This window comes from Bradyrhizobium sp. USDA 4538 (genome assembly GCF_024171045.1).
Lineage (GTDB): Bacteria > Pseudomonadota > Alphaproteobacteria > Rhizobiales > Xanthobacteraceae > Bradyrhizobium > Bradyrhizobium australafricanum.
Genome location: NZ_JALJZE010000002.1, coordinates 385,680 through 403,649, shown reverse-complemented (window position 1 = coordinate 403,649; position 17,970 = coordinate 385,680). Strand labels below are relative to the sequence as shown.

General features: G+C 60.9%; 19 protein-coding genes and 2 pseudogenes. 6 read left to right on the top strand and 15 right to left on the bottom strand.

Annotation, left to right across the window (positions count from 1 at the left end):
- Positions 1-7: 7 nt before the first annotated feature.
- Positions 8-2,023, bottom strand: a complete 2,016-nt coding sequence (locus J2R78_RS45070) for a recombinase family protein (RefSeq protein ID WP_253610578.1) — start codon at positions 2,021-2,023, stop codon at positions 8-10.
- Positions 2,024-2,051: 28 nt separating this feature from the next.
- Positions 2,052-2,225 carry a hypothetical protein gene (locus J2R78_RS43185; protein WP_253636056.1) on the bottom strand — a complete coding sequence of 58 codons (174 nt, stop codon included), beginning with the start codon at positions 2,223-2,225 and terminating at the stop codon, positions 2,052-2,054.
- Positions 2,226-2,543: 318 nt separating this feature from the next.
- On the opposite strand from J2R78_RS43185, the pseudogene J2R78_RS43180 reads away from it, so the two are divergent.
- Positions 2,544-2,861: pseudogene (locus tag J2R78_RS43180) on the top strand (ATP-binding protein); the annotation flags it as partial.
- 6 nt (positions 2,862-2,867) lie between these two features.
- Here the strand turns inward: J2R78_RS43180 and J2R78_RS43175 are convergent.
- The 4 genes from J2R78_RS43175 to J2R78_RS43160 form a co-directional block, all read right to left on the bottom strand.
- A complete protein-coding gene (locus J2R78_RS43175) occupies positions 2,868-3,614 on the bottom strand; it encodes a hypothetical protein (protein WP_253610582.1) in 747 nt (248 codons plus the stop codon).
- Positions 3,515-4,042, bottom strand: coding sequence for a zinc ribbon domain-containing protein (locus J2R78_RS43170; protein ID WP_253610583.1), 528 nt, complete (start codon positions 4,040-4,042; stop codon positions 3,515-3,517). The genes J2R78_RS43175 and J2R78_RS43170 overlap by 100 nt, the downstream gene beginning before the upstream one ends.
- A 270-nt stretch (positions 4,043-4,312) precedes the next feature.
- Positions 4,313-4,963 (bottom strand): recombinase family protein, encoded by a 651-nt coding sequence (locus J2R78_RS43165; protein WP_253610584.1) that lies wholly within the window; start codon positions 4,961-4,963, stop codon positions 4,313-4,315.
- Positions 4,957-5,445 (bottom strand): Y4bD/Y4pK family protein, encoded by a 489-nt coding sequence (locus J2R78_RS43160; protein WP_253610585.1) that lies wholly within the window; start codon positions 5,443-5,445, stop codon positions 4,957-4,959. Before J2R78_RS43160 ends, J2R78_RS43165 begins: the two co-directional genes overlap by 7 nt.
- Positions 5,446-5,685: 240 nt before the next feature.
- Between J2R78_RS43160 and J2R78_RS43155 the strand changes: the two genes are divergently transcribed.
- From J2R78_RS43155 to tnpB (J2R78_RS43145), 3 genes are all read left to right on the top strand, one after another.
- Positions 5,686-7,119, top strand: a complete 1,434-nt coding sequence (locus J2R78_RS43155; RefSeq protein WP_069279857.1) for an IS4 family transposase — start codon at positions 5,686-5,688, stop codon at positions 7,117-7,119.
- 114 nt (positions 7,120-7,233) lie between these two features.
- The gene (locus J2R78_RS43150) at positions 7,234-7,584 is read left to right on the top strand and encodes a transposase (RefSeq protein ID WP_253610586.1); all 351 of its coding nucleotides are present in this window, start codon (positions 7,234-7,236) and stop codon (positions 7,582-7,584) included.
- A complete protein-coding gene (gene tnpB, locus J2R78_RS43145; protein WP_253610587.1) occupies positions 7,581-7,817 on the top strand; it encodes an IS66 family insertion sequence element accessory protein TnpB in 237 nt (78 codons plus the stop codon). The genes J2R78_RS43150 and tnpB (J2R78_RS43145) overlap by 4 nt, the downstream gene beginning before the upstream one ends.
- Here the strand turns inward: tnpB (J2R78_RS43145) and J2R78_RS43140 are convergent.
- The 3 genes from J2R78_RS43140 to J2R78_RS43130 all read right to left on the bottom strand — a co-directional run bounded on the left by J2R78_RS43140 (position 7,788) and on the right by J2R78_RS43130 (position 11,097).
- Positions 7,788-9,905, bottom strand: a complete 2,118-nt coding sequence (locus tag J2R78_RS43140; protein WP_253610589.1) for a recombinase family protein — start codon at positions 9,903-9,905, stop codon at positions 7,788-7,790. The two genes, tnpB (J2R78_RS43145) and J2R78_RS43140, sit on opposite strands and share 30 nt — an antisense overlap.
- A gap of 285 nt (positions 9,906-10,190) precedes the next feature.
- Positions 10,191-10,652, bottom strand: coding sequence for a helix-turn-helix domain-containing protein (locus J2R78_RS43135; protein ID WP_229172375.1), 462 nt, complete (start codon positions 10,650-10,652; stop codon positions 10,191-10,193).
- Between the two features lie 151 nt (positions 10,653-10,803).
- A complete protein-coding gene (locus tag J2R78_RS43130; protein ID WP_253636055.1) occupies positions 10,804-11,097 on the bottom strand; it encodes a DUF5372 family protein in 294 nt (97 codons plus the stop codon).
- Between J2R78_RS43130 and tnpB (J2R78_RS45530) the strand changes: the two genes are divergently transcribed.
- The gene (gene tnpB / locus J2R78_RS45530; protein ID WP_375167157.1) at positions 11,079-11,303 is read left to right on the top strand and encodes an IS66 family insertion sequence element accessory protein TnpB; all 225 of its coding nucleotides are present in this window, start codon (positions 11,079-11,081) and stop codon (positions 11,301-11,303) included. The genes J2R78_RS43130 and tnpB (J2R78_RS45530) overlap by 19 nt on opposite strands.
- Before the next feature lie 74 nt (positions 11,304-11,377).
- Positions 11,378-12,859 (top strand): annotated as a pseudogene (locus J2R78_RS43125) (IS66 family transposase); the annotation flags it as partial.
- A gap of 68 nt (positions 12,860-12,927) precedes the next feature.
- On the opposite strand, the gene J2R78_RS43120 reads toward J2R78_RS43125, so the two are convergent.
- The 6 genes from J2R78_RS43120 to J2R78_RS43095 are packed head-to-tail and all read right to left on the bottom strand — an operon-like array spanning position 12,928 to position 17,906.
- A complete protein-coding gene (locus tag J2R78_RS43120) occupies positions 12,928-14,499 on the bottom strand; it encodes an IS66 family transposase (RefSeq protein ID WP_141343446.1) in 1,572 nt (523 codons plus the stop codon).
- 52 nt (positions 14,500-14,551) lie between these two features.
- Positions 14,552-14,902, bottom strand: coding sequence for an IS66 family insertion sequence element accessory protein TnpB (gene tnpB / locus J2R78_RS43115; RefSeq protein ID WP_253610590.1), 351 nt, complete (start codon positions 14,900-14,902; stop codon positions 14,552-14,554).
- Positions 14,903-14,920: 18 nt separating this feature from the next.
- The gene (locus tag J2R78_RS43110) at positions 14,921-15,523 is read right to left on the bottom strand and encodes a plasmid pRiA4b ORF-3 family protein (protein WP_253610591.1); all 603 of its coding nucleotides are present in this window, start codon (positions 15,521-15,523) and stop codon (positions 14,921-14,923) included.
- Positions 15,520-17,085 (bottom strand): IS66 family transposase, encoded by a 1,566-nt coding sequence (locus J2R78_RS43105; protein WP_253610592.1) that lies wholly within the window; start codon positions 17,083-17,085, stop codon positions 15,520-15,522. The genes J2R78_RS43110 and J2R78_RS43105 overlap by 4 nt, the downstream gene beginning before the upstream one ends.
- Positions 17,086-17,136: 51 nt before the next feature.
- On the bottom strand, positions 17,137-17,490 hold the full coding sequence (tnpB, locus tag J2R78_RS43100) for an IS66 family insertion sequence element accessory protein TnpB (RefSeq protein WP_011931031.1): 354 nt from the start codon (positions 17,488-17,490) through the stop codon (positions 17,137-17,139).
- A complete protein-coding gene (locus J2R78_RS43095) occupies positions 17,484-17,906 on the bottom strand; it encodes a transposase (protein ID WP_247280258.1) in 423 nt (140 codons plus the stop codon). The genes tnpB (J2R78_RS43100) and J2R78_RS43095 overlap by 7 nt, the downstream gene beginning before the upstream one ends.
- Between the last annotated feature and the right edge of the window lie 64 nt (positions 17,907-17,970).

Below are 17,970 nucleotides of genomic sequence, written 5' to 3'. Positions count from 1 at the left end.
CGCTATGTCATTGATAATCGAAGCTTCGTTGCCGCGGATCTTGTGATACTGCGCGACCATTGGTCACCGCATGACGGACTTCCTGCCGATTCAGGTCAATCTCCCGGATCACATACGGTGCGCCTACGCAACTCTGTTTGGCCGGCAGGATACCATCCTTGATTAGTCGTACCACCGTCATCTTGCTGAGACCCAAACGGCTTGCAGCCTCGTGCAGGATCAGCTCTCCACGCTCGGCGCGTTCGCCATCTCGGTAGACAGGGATGTTGTGGTCGTTGCGGAAGACGCAAACGCGTTGCTGGGTCCACGTGTTGCCTTTGGCCGTGCGTGTGCCAAGCCGATTAAGAACGGATGCAATGCTCCCGTCCGGCAGCAAACGAGCCAGATCACAGATCAGCTGTTCAGTTGAAGCATCGGTCTTCCACCGATGCTGTCCGGCCCGGTTCTTCACAACTTCGAGCGCGGTGTGGTCGCCCCCCTTCCAGTGCAATTTTAGGTGCAATATTCGTGGCTCGACGGTGACGATGATCTCTTCGAGAACCGCTCTCAATATCCGCTTTCGTGTCGCGGCCGAGGCTGCCGGATGGCTCCACAGGCGCTCCACGTCTGTCCCTAGTCCAAGAATCTCTGCGCGTTCTGCGTCGGTTAGAGTGGGCGGCTGTTTGTCGCGGGCAATGCGAAGATCATCTTCGAGGCGCGCCACTTCCGCAAGCCGTTCATTCCACCGCCGCTCGAGATCTCCAGCGACCAGGCGGTTTTCTGGATCAACCGCATCATATTGTCGGTGTGCGCGAGCCGCTTCATAGCGTGCCTGCTCGAGCGCAAGCTCTATGTGCTGCAGCCGCTCTCGGCCGGCGCGCTCGCGGTCCGCGATTGCTTGCAGAGCAGCGTCAAGGCCGAGAGGCGCAATCACCGATAATACCTCGGCCGACACAGCTGCATCGATTCGCACATTGCCAAACGCAATGCACTTCGTTCGTCTTCCGTGATTAACGCTGGCATCGTTGCAAAGGTAGCGCGCAACACCTCGCAGCCCATTATGCTGCACTTTGAGCTTGCGACCGCAACGTCCACAACGCAACAGGCCGACCAGCAATCCACCGCCATTGCGCACCGATCCCGGCACCATCGCGCCCTTCATGTTAGCGTTCCCGTTGATGGTCCGTTGATTGTTCTCGTAATCCTGCCAGGAGATGTAGCCGTCGTGATGATCACGAATCAGAACTTCCCAGTCTTTCTGCGTTCGCCGTACATTACGGGTGACCAGCTTGCGGCCGGCTTCGATTCGAACCTGCGAGCCGGTCCGACCAAATACGTAGGCGCCAGCATAGATCGGATTGGTCAGCAGCCGGTGAATCGTATTGTAGCGTGGCAGCCGCCACTCCACCATTCGGCCGCGTGGACCATACACGACAATCGGCATCTTGATGCCGTTATCGCATAACCAAATCGCGACCTGGCGCACGCTGCCAAACTCGGCAAACTTACGGAACGCCAAATGGAGCGCCTCGCGCACCCGCCTGTCCGGATCCAGCTCAAGCCTGTCGTCGCTGCTGCGCACGTAGCCGACGGCCACACTCGTGTGAAGATCGCCACGTACTGCCTTGAGGCGCAGTGCTTCTTGTGAGCGCTGGCGCAAGATCGTTAGTTCCAGTTCGCTGAACGTCCCCTTCATACCTAGCAGCAGTCGGTCATTGGTGAGCTTTGGATCGTAAACGCCGTCCTCATCAATGATCAGGCTGTTCACCAGCGTGCAGAACTCCAGAAGTGTGTGCCAGTCGCGGCCATTACGGGCCAGGCGGGAAGCCTCGACGGCCAGCACAGCGCCGGCGCTTCCGGTGCAGATCGCGGTCAGCAAGCGCTCAAAGCCGGGACGCGCTGTGCCGCCCCCCGAGCGACCAAGGTCATCATCGATGACGATGACGTTTTCCCAGCCAAGCAGCTGTGCGCGAGTTGCGAGCGCGTACTGACGCCGACGGCTCTCAGGATTATTGACGAGTTGGTCCGGGGTCGATTGCCGCACATAGACATAGGCGCTGCGTGATAAATGATCAGACGGTTATCTTATTCATTGTCCGCCTCCGCGCGCGGGCGGTGCTGCATTCGTCGAGAAGAAGTTTGAGCAGACTTGTGACTTCCAAACGAATCAGCGGATCGAGCCGCTGGTGCTGGACTGTGCCTGCCGTGACCGCCGGCAGATCGAGCTGTCGCCATTGCTGTTCCATCATCACCTCCAACCGTCCGACTCGTTCCAGATGATGGTGACGACGATACGCGCTGTGCATCAACGAGGCCGCGAAGTTCGCGCAACGAATCCAGGGGAAGCCGAGGGACTTCAACCGTCGGCAGTGCGGCGGCGGAATTCTCTGTCATCCATGCCGGCAGCAAGGCGCGAGAGCCGTCGGGCTGTTCGATCACGAAGTGATGGCGAGCCCCGTGAATGACGCGCCTCAAAGCAATGACGCGCTCAACAGCGCGTGGATGATGTCGATATTGAATGACAACTTCGAACGGATGTTCTTGGGTACTATGTCGCGTGCTCGACCGGGATTGGCAAAACCTGGTTGGCATGTGCCTTCGGACGCCAGGCGGCCAGGCTCGATCATTCGGTCCTTTATTTGCGTATGCCGCGCCTGTTCGAAGACCTCGCCATGGCCCGTCTCGATGGTCGCTTCCCGCGCCTCATCGATAAGCTCGCACGTGTCCAGTTGCTCATCCTCGACGATTGGGGCACCCACACCCTCAATGACCAGCAGCGCCTTGATCTCCTCGAAATCTTCGAAGAGCGCTACAGGCGCAAATCGACCTTGATTACCGCTCAGCTGCCCGTTGCCCAATGGCACGACATGATCGGCGAGCCGATGGCTTCATGATGCCTCCTTCTTCGAACGCTTGGTGCGTCGTACCCGATTGCGAAGCTGACTGATCTGTTCGTCGGAGAGCTCGATCTGCCATGGCTGACCTTTGGCTAACTGATGACCTGCCAGCAATCCGCGCGCGAGATAATCGAACACCGTTTGCGGGGTTACTCCAAGCTCAGCCGCAGCGCCGTGAATCGAGAAGCTACCGTCGGGCCAGCGCATCGGATTCTTGTCCGTGCCGTTGAGTTTGACGGTTGGAATGCCCCAGCGGGTACGCAACAGCCAGACGTTCTCGCCTTTGAAGGCGCAGCCTCGAGCCGCGACGAAGCCTTCCCGATTGAGCGTTGCGGCGATCTCGCCATCCATTTTGTGTTCGGCATTCAGCTCGGCGATCCGTTGCCGTAACCGATCAATGTCGATGTAATCGCGGTACGTGTGAACGCGCCGCTGCACATGATGCTCGCTGGTTGCGCCGGTGTGCCAGATGATCTTGAGCCACACTTGACCTCGGGTCCGCTTCTGGTCAAGAACGACTTCGCTGATGACAAATTGCAGAATGCGCTTGCGATCGGCCGCCGACGTGGTGGCCGCATTCCAAATCCGCGGCAGATTCTCGCCGAGCGCTTGTAGCCCCGCGCGTTCCGCCGAGCCGATCAGAAGCGGCTCTTGCGCGCGCCAGCGCGCATGCTCCTGCTCAACCGCCTCGACAACACGAAGCTTATCTTCCCAAACCCGCTCAAGCGAGCGCGCCACAAGACGGTTCTCGGGCTCGACGGCGTCATACTGACGCCGAGCGCGCTCGGCCTCGTAGCAGCGCGCTCCACGCGAAGCGCCCACTGGCGCTCGAGCTGACGGCTCTCCTGCTCCAGTTGGCCCGCCGCCGCGAGTGCGATTGCAATCTGATCCGGCATCAGGGCGTCGAGGACCATCCTCTCGACCAGAGCATCAACCGCCAAGGCCCGGACTTCCTGGCACAGTGCACTGCCTTGCTGGTCTCGATCCGAGCGGCAGCAATACACCGGATAGTCGCCATTCGGCCCCGAGTAGCGCAAGCTCATGCGCCGTCCGCAACGGCCGCAGACCGCAATCCCTTGTAGCAGGGCCGCCCCTTTGCGCGGCACGCCAGCGTGCCCTGCCTCAAAGTGGGCGACGTTATCTGCCAGTCGGCGCTGGTTGGCCATGAACTCCTCCCAGCTGATATAACCCGTGTGAGCGGCGCGGAGGCAAACCGGCCAATCGGCGATCGCTACCTTGACCGTTCCCGTCAACGATCCAGGCTGGCATCGGCTCAGATCCTTTTGCCGGCGACCATAAACATACGCCCCAGCATAGGCTGGACAGGATACTAAGGACGCGTCCACTCTCTGACGCACGCCAGACGACCTCGTGTGGAGATGGCCCAAGTAGCGGTCGAACCGGCAAGGACAATCCGTTCCTGCCCAGGTAACGCATCACACGGCGAGCGCTTTGCAGTTCCCGAAATTTGGCAAATACAAGATGAAGACGGGCCTGCACCTCCTCGTCGGGATTGAGAACAATCGTACCGCCCGATCGTAGGCGAGCCCGGCCGGCAGGGGCAGCCGCAGTTCGCCCCGTGCCGCCTTCTGACGCTCCCCTTGGTGAAGACGCATCCGAAGCTGATGCAACTCCGCCTCGCTCATGATACCGGACAATCCCAACAGCAGGCGGTCGTGGTAGGCTCGCGGATCGTAAAGCCGCTCACCATCCGCAATGAGGACGCCGAACACCGAGCACAGTTCGAGAAGCTGATGCCAGTCCCGGTTATTGCGGGCCAGGCGAGAAGCGTCGAGGCTCACCACAAGACCGGCGTTGCCAAGGCCGATCTCGGCAATGAGCTTCTGGAAACCATGACGATCCACGCCGCCAGCACCGGATTTGCCCAAGTCCTCGTCAATCACCTGGACGCGCTCGGGCGGCCAGCCCAGACCGATGGCACGATCGACAAGGCGGTACTGCAGCTCGGTGCTCTCCTGATGCTGGCGCACCTGGTGCACGGACGATTGCCGCACGTAGACATAGGCCAACTTGGCGCGGTGTGCGGTCGTAAGCCGCTCGTCAGCGATGTTCGATCTGATCAGCACGACCCAGTCCCCTTCCGGGCGTGCCGGGGATCGCTTGCATTCGCCGCATCAGCGCGGCGATGGTTTGAGCAATCTGCGTTTGTGTCGCGGTCGATAGATTCGGCCAGAGACGCGGAATGTCGGCTGTTGGACGGCCGGGTGGATTTGCCAACGTCGGCAGGGGTCGATACGCAACGCGACCTGGAAGTGGTCGGTGGGTCATCGCGAATCACCTTCTCGTCGAGAAGGCTCAGACTCGCGCTCAAATGTTGCATCAATGGGATCAGCGTCCGTGCACTGATGCGCGGCAGATCGGCTGCGTTCGGGCGGGAAGTGATCGCCGTCTTGGCAAGATCCGTCGATGCGATCCGAACCGCTCGCCGCCGTCCGTCTGCCAGCTCGACGACGACGTAGGCGGAACCGCGCCCCGGCCGCTCCTTCAGGACGGCAAGCCGCTGTCCGAACAGAAAATGATGCGGGTCGGTAATCGTGACATGAAACACGACCCGGTCAAGAATAGGGGTACCCTGCCGTGTTCGGCGAGCCAACCATCGCAGATGCTATCCTCGACCGGATCATCCACAACTCCCACCGTATCGCCCTCGAAGTAAGCGGCAAGGAGACCTTTCAATTACCCACATTTGACGTCGGATTTGAGCGAGGCGCCGCGGGCGAAATCTTGAATCGGTAGAATCTGTTGTGATTCGTTGTTGAGCACCTGATTCGGAAGCGCGGGGTGCTCGATGGGCTTGGTGAAGGAACGTGCCGGGGCGCGTGCTCAGCGATTGACGACTGGTATCGAGACGTGGGTTGATCGGGAAGCTGCGGGATGCGAGTTTAAGGATGAGCGGCTTGGTCGCCGGTTCTGCAAATTGCTCGCACAAATCGGGAGCGACATGGGTCAAAGCATCCCGCTGGTTTGTCAGGATTGGGCCAACACGAAGGCCGCTTATCGCTTCCTCTCCAACGAACGGGTCAACGAGGCGGATATTCTTTGCGGTCATTTCGAGGCGACGCGCGGGCGCGTAGCGGCGACGGAGGGACCGATCCTCGTCCTCCATGACACGACGGAATTCAGCTTCAAGCGCGAGAAGCCGGATCTGATCGGCTTTACGGGTAAGACGGCAGGACGCACGCAGTGCGGCATCCTGATGCATTCGAGTCTCGCCGTGACGACCGAGGGGCTTCCGCTCGGACTGTCGGCAATCAAGTTCTGGACCCGCAAGAAGTTCAAGGGGACGACGGCGCTGAAGCGAAAGATCAATCCGACACGGGTGCCGATCGAGCAGAAGGAGAGCATCCGCTGGCTCGAGAATTTACGGCAATCGACCGACCTTCTCGCTGCTCCCGGGCGATGCGTTCATATTGGTGATCGCGAGAGCGACATCTATGAGCTGTTTTGCCTGGCCGAGGAGGTCGGAACGCATTTCCTGGTGCGAACCTGTGTTGATCGGCTTGCCGGGGACGGCAATCATACAATTGCCGACGAAATGGACGAGGTTACGATCAAGGGTCTACATCGGATCAAGGTCAAGGACGACAAAGGCGATCCCGACGACGCCGTTCTTGAGATCAGGTACCGCAAGATACGCGTCCTGCCGCCGATCGGCAAACAGACGAAATATCCCGCACTCACTCTGACCGTGATCCATGCTCAAGAGCGAGGAAGGCCGAAGCGGCGAAAGAAAATCGAGTGGAAGCTCCTCACCGATCTTCCGGTCCAATCGCGCAAGGACGCCATCGAGAAGATTGAATGGTACGCGTTGAGGTGGAAGATCGAGGTCTTCCATAAAATCCTCAAATCGGGCTGCAAAGCAGAGGACTCAAAATTGCGAACTGCTGAGCGTCTGGTCAATCTGGTCGCGGTCTTCTGCATTGTGAGTTGGCGCGTCTTCTGGATGACGATGCTCAATCGCTCCTCGCCGAATGCCGTACCGCAAACGGCGCTGACGGATCCCGAAATCAGGCTTCTTGATCATTTGGTGAAAGACAGGGGTGGTGATTGCTCTCGACGAAGCACGCTCTCGCACTATGTCGTCAAGATCGCGCGGCTCGGAGGATATTTAGCCCGAGCCAACGATCCGCCTCCAGGAAATACCGTGATCTGGCGCGGATTATCGCGGCTGACCGACATCGAACTTGGAGCCGCAATCGAGGCAACAATTATGGGTAATTGAAAGCAAGGAGACCCCGTCTGGCGGAGGGGTGAACGATCGGCTATCGGCTGCTAAGTTTGTGAGCCGATGTGAGCTTCTATGTCTGCGCCTAGTTCTGGAACTAGAACCTTCCATATGATCGAAGCGGTCGCCGACCGTCTTGAGGGAGCGCCGCGGCAGCTTCGCCAACGCTGGTCGGACGAGTTTAAGGCCCAAGTCGTGATGGAGGCGCTGGAGCCTGGCGCGAGCGTCTCGGCGATCGCCCGCCGGATCGGCATTCACCCGTCGCAGCTGTTCGCCTGGCGCCGTGACGCTCGGGCCGAGCGGCGGCGTTATCGCTTACGGCACCCGAGTTGCGAGGGTGTGGTGGCGCCTGTGGCAGGCGCGGTGATCGAGATTGCCATTGGCGAGGTGATCGTGCGCACCGGCGTGGACGTCGACGAGGCGCAGTTGCAGCGGGTGATCCGGGCGGTCCGTTCGGCATGATCCCCTCCGGCGTGAAGGTGTTCCTGGCGAGCCATCCAGTCGACTTCCGCAAGGGTATCGATGGCCTTGTTGCGCTGGTGCGCGATGCCGGCTCAGATCCGTTCGACGGTGCGCTTTATGTGTTCCGCGCCAAAAGAGCCGACCGAATAAAGATCGTATGGCGGGATGGCTCCGGCGTGTGCCTCTATTTAAACTACGTGCATTCATACTACACCTCCTTCAGCTTCAGTTGAGGGTTTTAGCACCAGTGACGTCGTGAGGGCGGCGGCACGATCGACAAGACGATTCCATCGGCTGCATTGCTTGCGGGGCAGGTTCGATGTGGGAATCTCGTATAGGCAATAGTGTGCATTGTAGGCATGCCTGGTAACGAGTCCATGTTCAGCCCACCTTGCGAGGGTCGTTTCGTGGATGTTAAGGCGCGCCGCGGCTTCCCGTTTTGTCAGCATTCCGCGATCTCGCAGTCGGTCATAGCGCGAGCGCAAGCCATAGCGATGGACGAGATATGCGACCCGCAAGGCCGTGAAGCGGGTCTCATGGCGGCCAGGGCGCGCTGATCCACCCGGGCGATATCCTTGCTGGTTGAGAAGTTCGGCAATCTCTGAATAGATGTGTTTGTCGAGGAGCTTGTCGACCAACTCGACGATACCGGGTTGCGTCTTGACCTGCTGCGCGGAAGATTTTGGGCTCATGGTGGTGAGCGTTTGGATTTTGCCGCCCTTGAAGCGAACATGAATTGTGGTGGTTCGTTCCGCCGGCATCTTGATGAGGGTGACATCTTCGATGATGTGGGCGAGCAGCCGTTTGCGTTCACGATCCGGCGTGTCTGGATCTGCCCAAAGCTTTTTGAAGTCGACGGTCATCGCGGTCAGCCGCTCGCGAACAGCTTCATCGAGGAAGAGCTGATCCTGCTCTCGCGCGCGCTCGCGATCGTCGCGGGCTTTGGCCAGCACGCGGAGCTTGTCATTCCATTCGCCTTCGAGCGTGTCGGCGACGAGACGATTATTGGGGTCGACCAACATGAAGCGGCGCTGAGCGAGATCCGCTTCGATTTTGGCCCGTTCGATCGCCCGACAGCGCAGCCGGTCTGCTTCCTCATACCTGGCTTCGATCTCCTTGCGGATGTCGAGCGTCAACTCGACGGCGGCCGGCGTCATCTGTTCGGCAATCAGCATGCCGATGGCTTTATCGATCTGAGGCCCGGCGATTGACTGGCAGTTTGGCTCGCCACGATAACCGTGAGCGCGATCACAGACGTACCAGGCATCCAGCCGTCCGCGCCGGGCAGTGTAGCGGATGCGAAAATGTTTACCGCATTGCCCGCACACCGCCCGTCCTTGCAGCAGTGCCGTCCCCTCCCGAGGAGGCGATGCGCGCGCCACTTCATATCCTCGACCGTTGGTCTTGAGAATTTTGAGATTCTCCTGGAACTGCTCCCACGTGATGTAGCCGGGATGGGCATCCGGGATACAAGCCAGCCAGTCATCGTGGTCACGCCGCTGCAGAGTCTTCTTACCGTCGATGGTTCGTCGATAGCGCCGGCGTCCATAGGCGTAGGCGCCGGCATACCGCGGATTGTTCAAGACGCGTATCGCCGTTGACGCGGTCAGTGTCCGAAACACCGTGGTCTCGCTGTTGCGCAGACGCGAGGGAAACAGAAGGCCCTCCTTGCGAAAGGCCTTGACGGTCTGGCATGCGGAGCCCACGCGAGAGAACGTGTCGAAGAAATGGACGATTGTCTCCCTGATCTGAGTGTCGGGATCGAACGTCACGTTGCCGGAGTGGTCATAGATCAGCCCGGTTGGCAAGACGCAGCGGTACTCGCCGCGCCTGACCTTGTTGAGGATTCCGCCGCGCAGCCTTGCTTTGATCACATGCAACTCGGCCTCACTCATTGTGCCCTTGAGCCCGAGCAGGAGGCGGTCATTGAAGCTTGACGGATCGTAGACGCCATCCTCATCGAGGATCAGGGTGTCGGCTAGTGCGCAGATCTCCAGCAAACGCTGCCAGTCAGCATTGTTCCGCGCCAGGCGGGAGACCTCCAGGCCCATCACGATGCCGGCGTGCCCCATGCCGACGTCGCTGACCAGGCGCTGAAAGCCCTCGCGCCAGACAGCCGATGCACCGGACTCGCCCTGATCGCTGTCGATGACGATTATTTGCTCGTCGCGCCAGCCAAGGACAATTGCGCGTCCACGAAGTGCATATTGCCGCTTCGCGCTCTCGACGTTCTCGATGACTTGTCGCATCGAGGACTGGCGAATGTAGAGGTAGGCACCCCGTTCGAGGTGGTGAGGCTGGACTTTGAGGGACTCCTTCATGGCGTTCTCCGCTCGGGTGTGCTCATCGCCATTGTCGCGAGCACGTAAACGACAGCTGTGTGCTCGTTACGCGGCACTGGTGGAGTATACGAGGCAACTGACTGTTGAACGGGGGCTGCGGCGGCCAGCGTCTGCGCCCACCCCCACATGCCCCGGCGCAGAAAAAGCATGAGGCCACTGCGGGCCGTAGGCGGCAGCGCTTCGCCGAGAGCTGCCATACGCAGCACCTCATACTGGGCCGCAATGGCGGTCGAGAGGATCGAACAAGCCGGTGTCGTGGGGTGTTCATCCGGCAGTTTTTTTTAATGCTCGCTCGATCGTCCTGGGATGAACCTCGATGCCGAGCTCGGCGCGGATCAAGCTCGCCAGCTCCCGAGCGCGAACCGGCTCGCCCGGGACCAGCCGCGCCTGCAGGAAGGCGAGGACCTCGCCCTGGACCTTGTGGGGGCCGCGGGGGCCCGGCTTCTTTGGGACCAGTCCCGCAATCCCGGCGGCATCGAAGCTCGCCTTCGCTTGGTAGTAGGTCGGCCTGGAGACGCCATACTCGTCGGAAGCCTCCGTCACCGAAGCGTTGTCGATCGAGACACGGCGCAGCATCTCGTACTTGACCTGCACGGCGTCGTGCGGATCGAAGAACTCGCTTCCCTGAAACTTTGGATCGCGCACCTTCTCGGGCGTCGGATTGAGCGTGCCCTCCTCGAGGAGGGCGTCGATCTTTGAGCGCTTGCTGTCGTGCTTCGCCGGCACCGTCGGCTCCGAGCGTACAAGAAGGCGTTAACGTAAATATATTTACGCCGCTAAATGCATCGCTGTCAAGGTCGCGAAAGTAGCCTATAGCGCATTTATAACCCGTATTTGATGAAGCGGTGCGGACAAAAGAGGGCTGATGCGGCATTAATCACCTTACATCTGCGGCATAATCATCCTTACGGTTTGCGCGCGATCGCAACGCTGCCCCGTCGGAAAGGCGCTTCACCAGGCTGGCCAGCTCCATCAGGTCGAAAGTACGCAAAAGTGCCCGTCCATGACCCATGACGATCTCTGCGTCCGGGCTCACAAGGTCCGTCCATTGCGGAGGAACCGACCATACGGTCGCGCCGTCGCCCTGCAGCAAGAGGCGTTCGCCATACCGGTTGTATCGTTTGCCGACGCAGAGAAGCTGCCGCCCAAACAATGGGTGGAATGGATGCATCACCCGCACAAACTGCCGCGCTGCATCCGAAGAGTCTGCATTCTCAGTTGAGGTACAAACGGCTTGAGAAGGCGAGGTTCTGCTGGCCGCGGATCGGGCATCATCGGGTGCAGCTGAATGCTGCGCAGTTGATGGCACTGGTGGATGGGATGGACTGGAAGCGGGTCCGGACCGCGGCGGTCAAGCCGCCGGAGATTGTTGGGTAAAAGCACTGCGGCGAAGTGAATCAGCGGCCTGAAAGGGCAAGAGAACCGGGGCAAAATGTGCTCTGGTCGGGTCAATGACGCCGCCCGATCTCAGCCTCCCGAATGACGTAGAGACGCTGAAAGCCATGGTGCTTGCCATGGCCGAGAAAGCGGCCCGCGCCGCTGCTCTGGAGAGCGAAGTCGCCGATCTCAAGGCCCGCAACGCCGATGCCGATGCGCGCATCGAGCGGCTGACGCAAATCCTGCAGGCCTTCGACCGCGCCCGGTTCGGCCGACGATCGGAGAAGCTCGGCTCGGCGAACGGCGACGATGAACAGCAGGCCTTCGTCTTCGAGGAGATCGAGACCGGCATCGCCGCGATCAAGGCCCAGGTCAGCAAGGGCCGTGCGCAGGCGGATGGCAAGCGTGCACCGCGTCGGCGCAAGGGCTTTGCGCCCCATCTGGAACGGATCGAAACCGTCATTGAGCCGGAAGAGCTGGCTGAGCATGCCGGCAAGCAGAAGGTGCTGATCGGCGAGGACGTGTCGGAGCGCCTGGATGTGGTGCCGGCGAAGTTCCGGGTGATCGTCACGCGCCGTCCCAGGTATGCCTTCAAGAACGCGGACGGCGTCATCCAGGCGCCGGCCCCGGCCCATATCATTGAAGGAGGCATTCCGACGGAAGCGCTTCTGGCCCAGATAGCCGTCGCCAAATATGCCGACGGCCTGCCGCTCTACCGGCAGGAGGCTATCTACGCCCGCGATCATGTCGAGCTCGACCGCCAGCTGATGGCGCAATGGATGGGCAAGCTCGGCTTCGAGCTCGAGATCGTGGCCGACTACATCTTCAGCGAGGTCAAGAAGGCCGAACGGGTCTTTGCCGACGAAACCACCTTGCCGACGCTCGCTCCGGGCTCCGGATCGACAAAGACGGCCTACTTATGGGCCTATGCCCGGGATGACCGAACCTTTGGCCGCAGCGGTCCCCCGATGGTGGCTTATCGCTTCGAAGACAGCCGCTCCGGCGAATGCGCGGTCCGCCATCTCAATGGTTATCGCGGCATCCTGCAAGTGGATGGCTATGCCGCCTATAACAAGCTCGCGCGATCCGATCGCGGCAATGATGGCATCACATTGGCTGGCTGCTGGTCACACTGCAGACGCAAGTTCTACGAGCTGCATGTTGCAGGGAGCTCAGAAGTGGCAACGGCGACGGTCGAGCGGATGGCAAGGCTCTGGCAGGTCGAGAAGACCGTGCGCGGTCAAAGCCCCGACGCTCGCGTTGCCGCGCGCCGGCAAGCCTCCGCGGCGATCGTCGCAGATCTCTTCGATCTCTGGCAGCAGACCTTGCGGCGGATCTCCGGCAAATCAAAATTGGCCGAGGCGATCCGCTATGCCGTCTCGCGCCGTGCCATCTTCGAACGCTTCCTGACCGATGGACGTATCGAGCTCGACTCCAACGTCGTCGAACGCGCCATCCGGCCACAAACAATCACGAGAAAGAATAGCCTCTTCGCTGGCAGCGACGGCGGCGGACGAACCTGGGCGACCATCGCAACGCTGCTGCAGAGTAAGCGCGATTTTCCGCGCACGTTGTCGGCCGCGATTTGACGGATGGCCTTCGTATCGGGGCGATGCTGAGCCGTTCAGGCAGTGGCCGCTTTGGGGAAGTTGAAGGGCAACAGGTCAGCGATATCGGCGTTGTCCACGCGCTGAGGCAACTCGGTGAGCACATGGCGCAGCCATGTTAACGGCTCGACACGTGAGGCGCGGCAGGTCAGCATTAGGCTGTAGACGACGGCGCTGGCCCTGGCTCCGTCGACGGTGTCGCTGAACAGCCAGCTTTTTCGGCCGGTGGCAAAAACCCTGATGTCGCGCTCCAGAAGATTGTTGTCGATCGGCATCCTGCCATCTTCGGTGTAACGCGTCAGATAGTCCCATTGGTTCCGGGTGTAAGATACGGCGTCGCCAAGCTTGCTGTCCGGCAGGACCTTCGGGGCGATTTGATCGAGCCATTCCTTGAGGGCGTTCAGGACAGGAATGCTGTGTTGCTGGCGGAAGCGACGGATGCATTGATCCGGCGTTTCGTCTCTGTCCGGTTTCTCGTCCCGCGCCTGCCTTTCAACCCGGTAGAGCTGCTCGAAGAACCGCAGCGCCTGCTCGGGCGGCCCGCCGCCCTTCTTTCTCGCTTTGAGGGCGTCGACAAAACGCCGCCGGGAGTGGGCCATGCATCCAATGTGGGTGGCCCCTTCCAGCGTGCGCCATGCGCTATAGCCGTCACTCATCACGATGCCACGGTAATCGCCGAGGAAGACCTGCGGGTGGATTTGGCCGCGGCCCGGCTGATAATCCAGAAGAACGATCGGCTCGTGACTATCCTTGCCGCTGCGATACGCCCACATGTACGATGTGCTGGTGGCCGCTTTGTCCTTCTCCTTGAGGACCTGAACCGTCGTCTCGTCGCCATGGATGAGAGGCTGCGATCTGAGCCGCAGCTTCAGGGCGTCATAAATGCGATGCAGATGCTTCTCGCTCGAGCCGATCACCCAGTGGCCCAAAGCGCCGCGGCTGACAGGAACGCCTGCGCGTTCGAAGGCCTGCGCCAAGCGGTAGAGCGGCGTGCCGTCGACATATTTGTGAACCAGCGCGAACGCCAGCGTCGAGGCCGTGGCAACGCTGCCCGGCAACGGCTGCGTCGGCATCGGCGCGGTCACGACAGGGGCGTTGATCCCGGTGCGATCGCAATGGCGGCAGGCATATTTGAAGCGCACATTCTGTAAAACCTTCGCCTTCACCTCGATATGAAGTTGCTCGGTGACAGCCTCGCCCATGCGATGCATCTGGCCACGGCAGCAAGGACACGCCTTCTGATCGTCGGGCAGGTCATACTCGACGCGCTCGCGCGGCAGGTTTGCCGGCAGCGGCCTGCGGCCGCGCTTCTTTCCCGTCGTGCTTTCGACCGATGGCAGACCCGTGTCCGGAAGTTCGGCGGTATCGTTCGTTTCGCTGCCGGCGTCATCCTCATCGGCGGCCTGCTCGGCTTCATTGAAGAGACGGTCGACGTGCTTTTCGCTGCGCGGCGCAAAACGATGCAGGCGTGCCAGCGCCAGTTCTTCCTCCAGCTTGACGACGCGCTCCGTGAGCTGACGATTCTCCGCCTCCAGCGCGGCAATGCGCGCCAACAGCACCTCGACACTCGGATTGCCGGTTCGATTCATCGGATTCTTGAATCTGAACCGTTCCGACGCGTCAACCGCTCAACTCAAGAGCTCAGCCGGCAACCTGATATTGCCGCACCGGATGACGGACCATCGCATCGATATCGATGCCGTCGAGGATCCAGTGCAACTGCTCGGTCGTAAGCCGGACGACCGCCTCCTGGCGGCGCGGCCATCGGAACTTGTCCTCGGTCAGCCGCTTCAGGACCAGCACAAAGCCGGACCGGTCGAAGAACAGCAACTTCATCCGGTCGCAACGGCGATTGCAGAACGCAAAAACCGCCGGCACAAACGGATCGAGCGCCATCGTCTCCTGAACCAGAACCGCAAGGCTGTTGATGCCAGCTCGGAAGTCGATCGGCTCACGGTGCAGATAGACCGTAAGCGTAGCTCTGAGGCCCATTTGATTGGCGCTTGACGTCTATTTTGAGCGCGTGGTGCGCCGGCGCGGCTTCCATATGTCGGACAACGCATTGACAGCGGCCTCAAGCGCCTTCCGGTCGACGACGTTGGGATCGAACTGCTCCGGGCCCCAGAGGCGCATATGTTCGTGCTCCGGATGGGTGGGGTCGCTGATGGCGTCGAGGTATTCAGCATAGCCTGGCGCACCGCCGACATCTTCCGGAGGACAACGGCCGGCGGCCTCGAGCAAGAACGGAAGTCCCTCCGTTGTCGTGTTGTCGAACCACTTTTCAAGCTTGATCACGTGATCCCAGCTGTCGCCGAAGTCGTAGAGATAATGGATCGTCTTCGCGCCGGTCTCCTGAACGATATTAGAGAGCCGCGTCTTGCGGGCATCGATGGGCTGAGGGCCAAAATCTCCACCGGGATCAGGTATACCCCAACGTCCTTCGCCGGCCAGGAACTCGAAGAGATGGCTGTTCGTCCAGCCGAATGCCTCCTGAAGCGTCAGATGCAGCCGATCAAGGCGCAGGGTGACGGGTACGACAAGGCGACGCATCACCTCCGGCTTCACATCCTTGAGGGTCACCTTGATCCGGACCGCGGTCGTGTTCAGGCTCATGCCGCCAGCCTCGGATCGTGTGTATGCATCGTGTAGATCGACGCCCAGGGAAGCAGTTCGTCCAGTCGCGCCGCAGGCCAACCATTGACGAGCTTGGCGAGAACGTCAGCGAGCCAGTGCTCGGCACTGACGCCATTGAGCTTACAGGTCTCAATGAGCGAAGCCAGCAATGCCCAATTCTCGGCACCTTCGTCGCAACCGGCAAAAAGGGAGTTCTTGGCATTGAGCTTGATTGGCCGCATCGCTCGCTCGACCGCATTGGTGTCCATCTCGATGCGCCCGTCATCAAGGTAGAACGTTAGGCCGTCCCAATGACGCAGCGCGTAACGCAGGGCCTTCGCCGTGTCGCTCTTCTGCGCAAGGTGAGCAAGCTTGGCCTCAAACCACTGCTTCAAGGCTGTAGCCAGAGGCCGGGCATGCGCTTGTCGCCCCGCGCGGCGCTCGTCCGCAGATCGGCCGCGGAGTGCCTTCTCGACCGCGTAAAGCAGGGCGATGCGCTCAAGGGCCTCGCGGGCAACCGGAGCTGGCGCCGGCGCAGCCTCCCGCTCGATCTTCACAAACTGGCGCCGCAGATGCGACCAGCAGAAGGCGAGCGTCCCGGACAGGGCGTCCGCACGCGTCTCTCGGGTCATGGTCTTGTAAGCCTGATAGCCGTCGCAGTGGATGATGCCGCGATAGCCCTCGAGCAGCCTCAAGCCATGAACGGCCCCACGGCCCGGTGCATAGGCGTAAACCACGCCAGGTGGATCAGGTCCGGCCCAGGGCCTGTCATCGCGTGACAGCGCCCAGAAGTAGCCGGTTTTGGTCCTGCCGCGCCCTGGATCCAGCACCGGCGCCGGGGTCTCATCGACACAGAGCTTCGAAGAGGCGAGCAGAAGCTGGCGCAGACGATGCCACAAGGGCTTCAATTCCTGGGCGGCGTAGCCGACCCAAAAGGCGAGCGTGGAACGGTCGATGGCGATACCGTGGGTCGCCAGCATCTGCGCCTGACGATAGAGCGGCAAATGCCAATGATACTTGGCGTCAATTACATGCGCGACGAGACGCTCGGTGGGCAGTCCCCCCTTGATCAATCGCTCGGGCGCAGCGTGCTGGAGGACGACGCCATGACAGGCGCGGCAGGCAAGCTTGGGCCGGCGGGTGACGATCACCCTGTATTGCACCGGAACGACGTCGAGCCTCTGGCTCTCATCGTGACCAATCTCAACGAGATCGCCTTTGCAGCACGGGCAGCAGGTTGCAGCCGGCATCAGCGTTTCGACAATGCGTGGCAAATGCTCCGGAAGCTGACCACGGTTGGCTCTGCGCTTGGCAGTTCTCTTCTCGCGGGCTCTGGGATTGGCGCGATCCTCAGCTGCTTCGAGAGCCGCGACGGCCTCTTCGATGTCCTCCAGAACAAGCTGTAGCTGATCAGCGTCCAGCTTTTCCGACGATCGACCGAACTGCGCATCCTTCGCAAGCTTGAGCAACCGCTCGAGCCTGGCGCAGCGATCCAGCAGAGCCGCGGCAAAGGCACGCAGCTCGGCTGGATCGCTCGGTAGCTCATCAGGCAAATCACTCATTGGCCCAAGTCTGCCATGCTTCGCGCCCCGATGCAGCGAAGATTTTATGTCCTACGCAAGTGCTTTCGGCTGCGGGATTCGAGGCGCGTGCATCCGCGTCCAATCCATGCCGGCCAGAAGCGCGGACAGCTGGGCGGCATTCATCCGCATCACGCCGGCCACGATAGGAGGCCATTTGAAGCCGCTGCCATCGAGCCGCTTCCAATACATCACAAGGCCGCTGCCATCCCAGACGACAATCTTCACCCGATCGGCGCGCTTCGCACGGAACACCACCGCCACGCCCTTCATCGGGTCATGGCCCAGCGTCTCCTTCGCCAACAGCGCCAAGCCCTCCGCACCTTTTCTGAAGTCCACAGGTTGCGTCGCCACGTAAATCATGAGGCTCGCGGGCGGCGTCAGCATGAACGTGTCCGTCGAAGCGCCAAGAACACATCACTCAACACAGCAAGGCCAGGCGTCCCTCGCACCTCCACGCGTGCCCCCTGGAGTTCAACCGTCACAACGGCTGCTTCCGGCGACCCGGTGGGCTCTGCGGCCGCCGGTAGCGCCGATTCCGATACCACCGGCACGAACGACAGCGTGTCCGCCGAAGCCGGCAGCACCAACTGGCCCAAACGCGCCCGGCGCCGCCAGTCGTGCACCTGTTGGGGCCGGCACCCATGGCGACGCGCGACATCTGTGACAATCGCCCCCGGCTCAAGGCTTTCCGCGGCAATCTGTGCCTTCAAATCGTCCGGCCAGCGCTTTCGACCTGCGCCTGCGTACACTTCGATACGCGGTGACAACGGTCGTCTTATGTCGTCCGAATGGTCGTCCATTGTGAGCACCCTTGCAGAAGATGACTCTTCTAGCGGTCCTCTCAGGACTGAGTACAAAAATTCT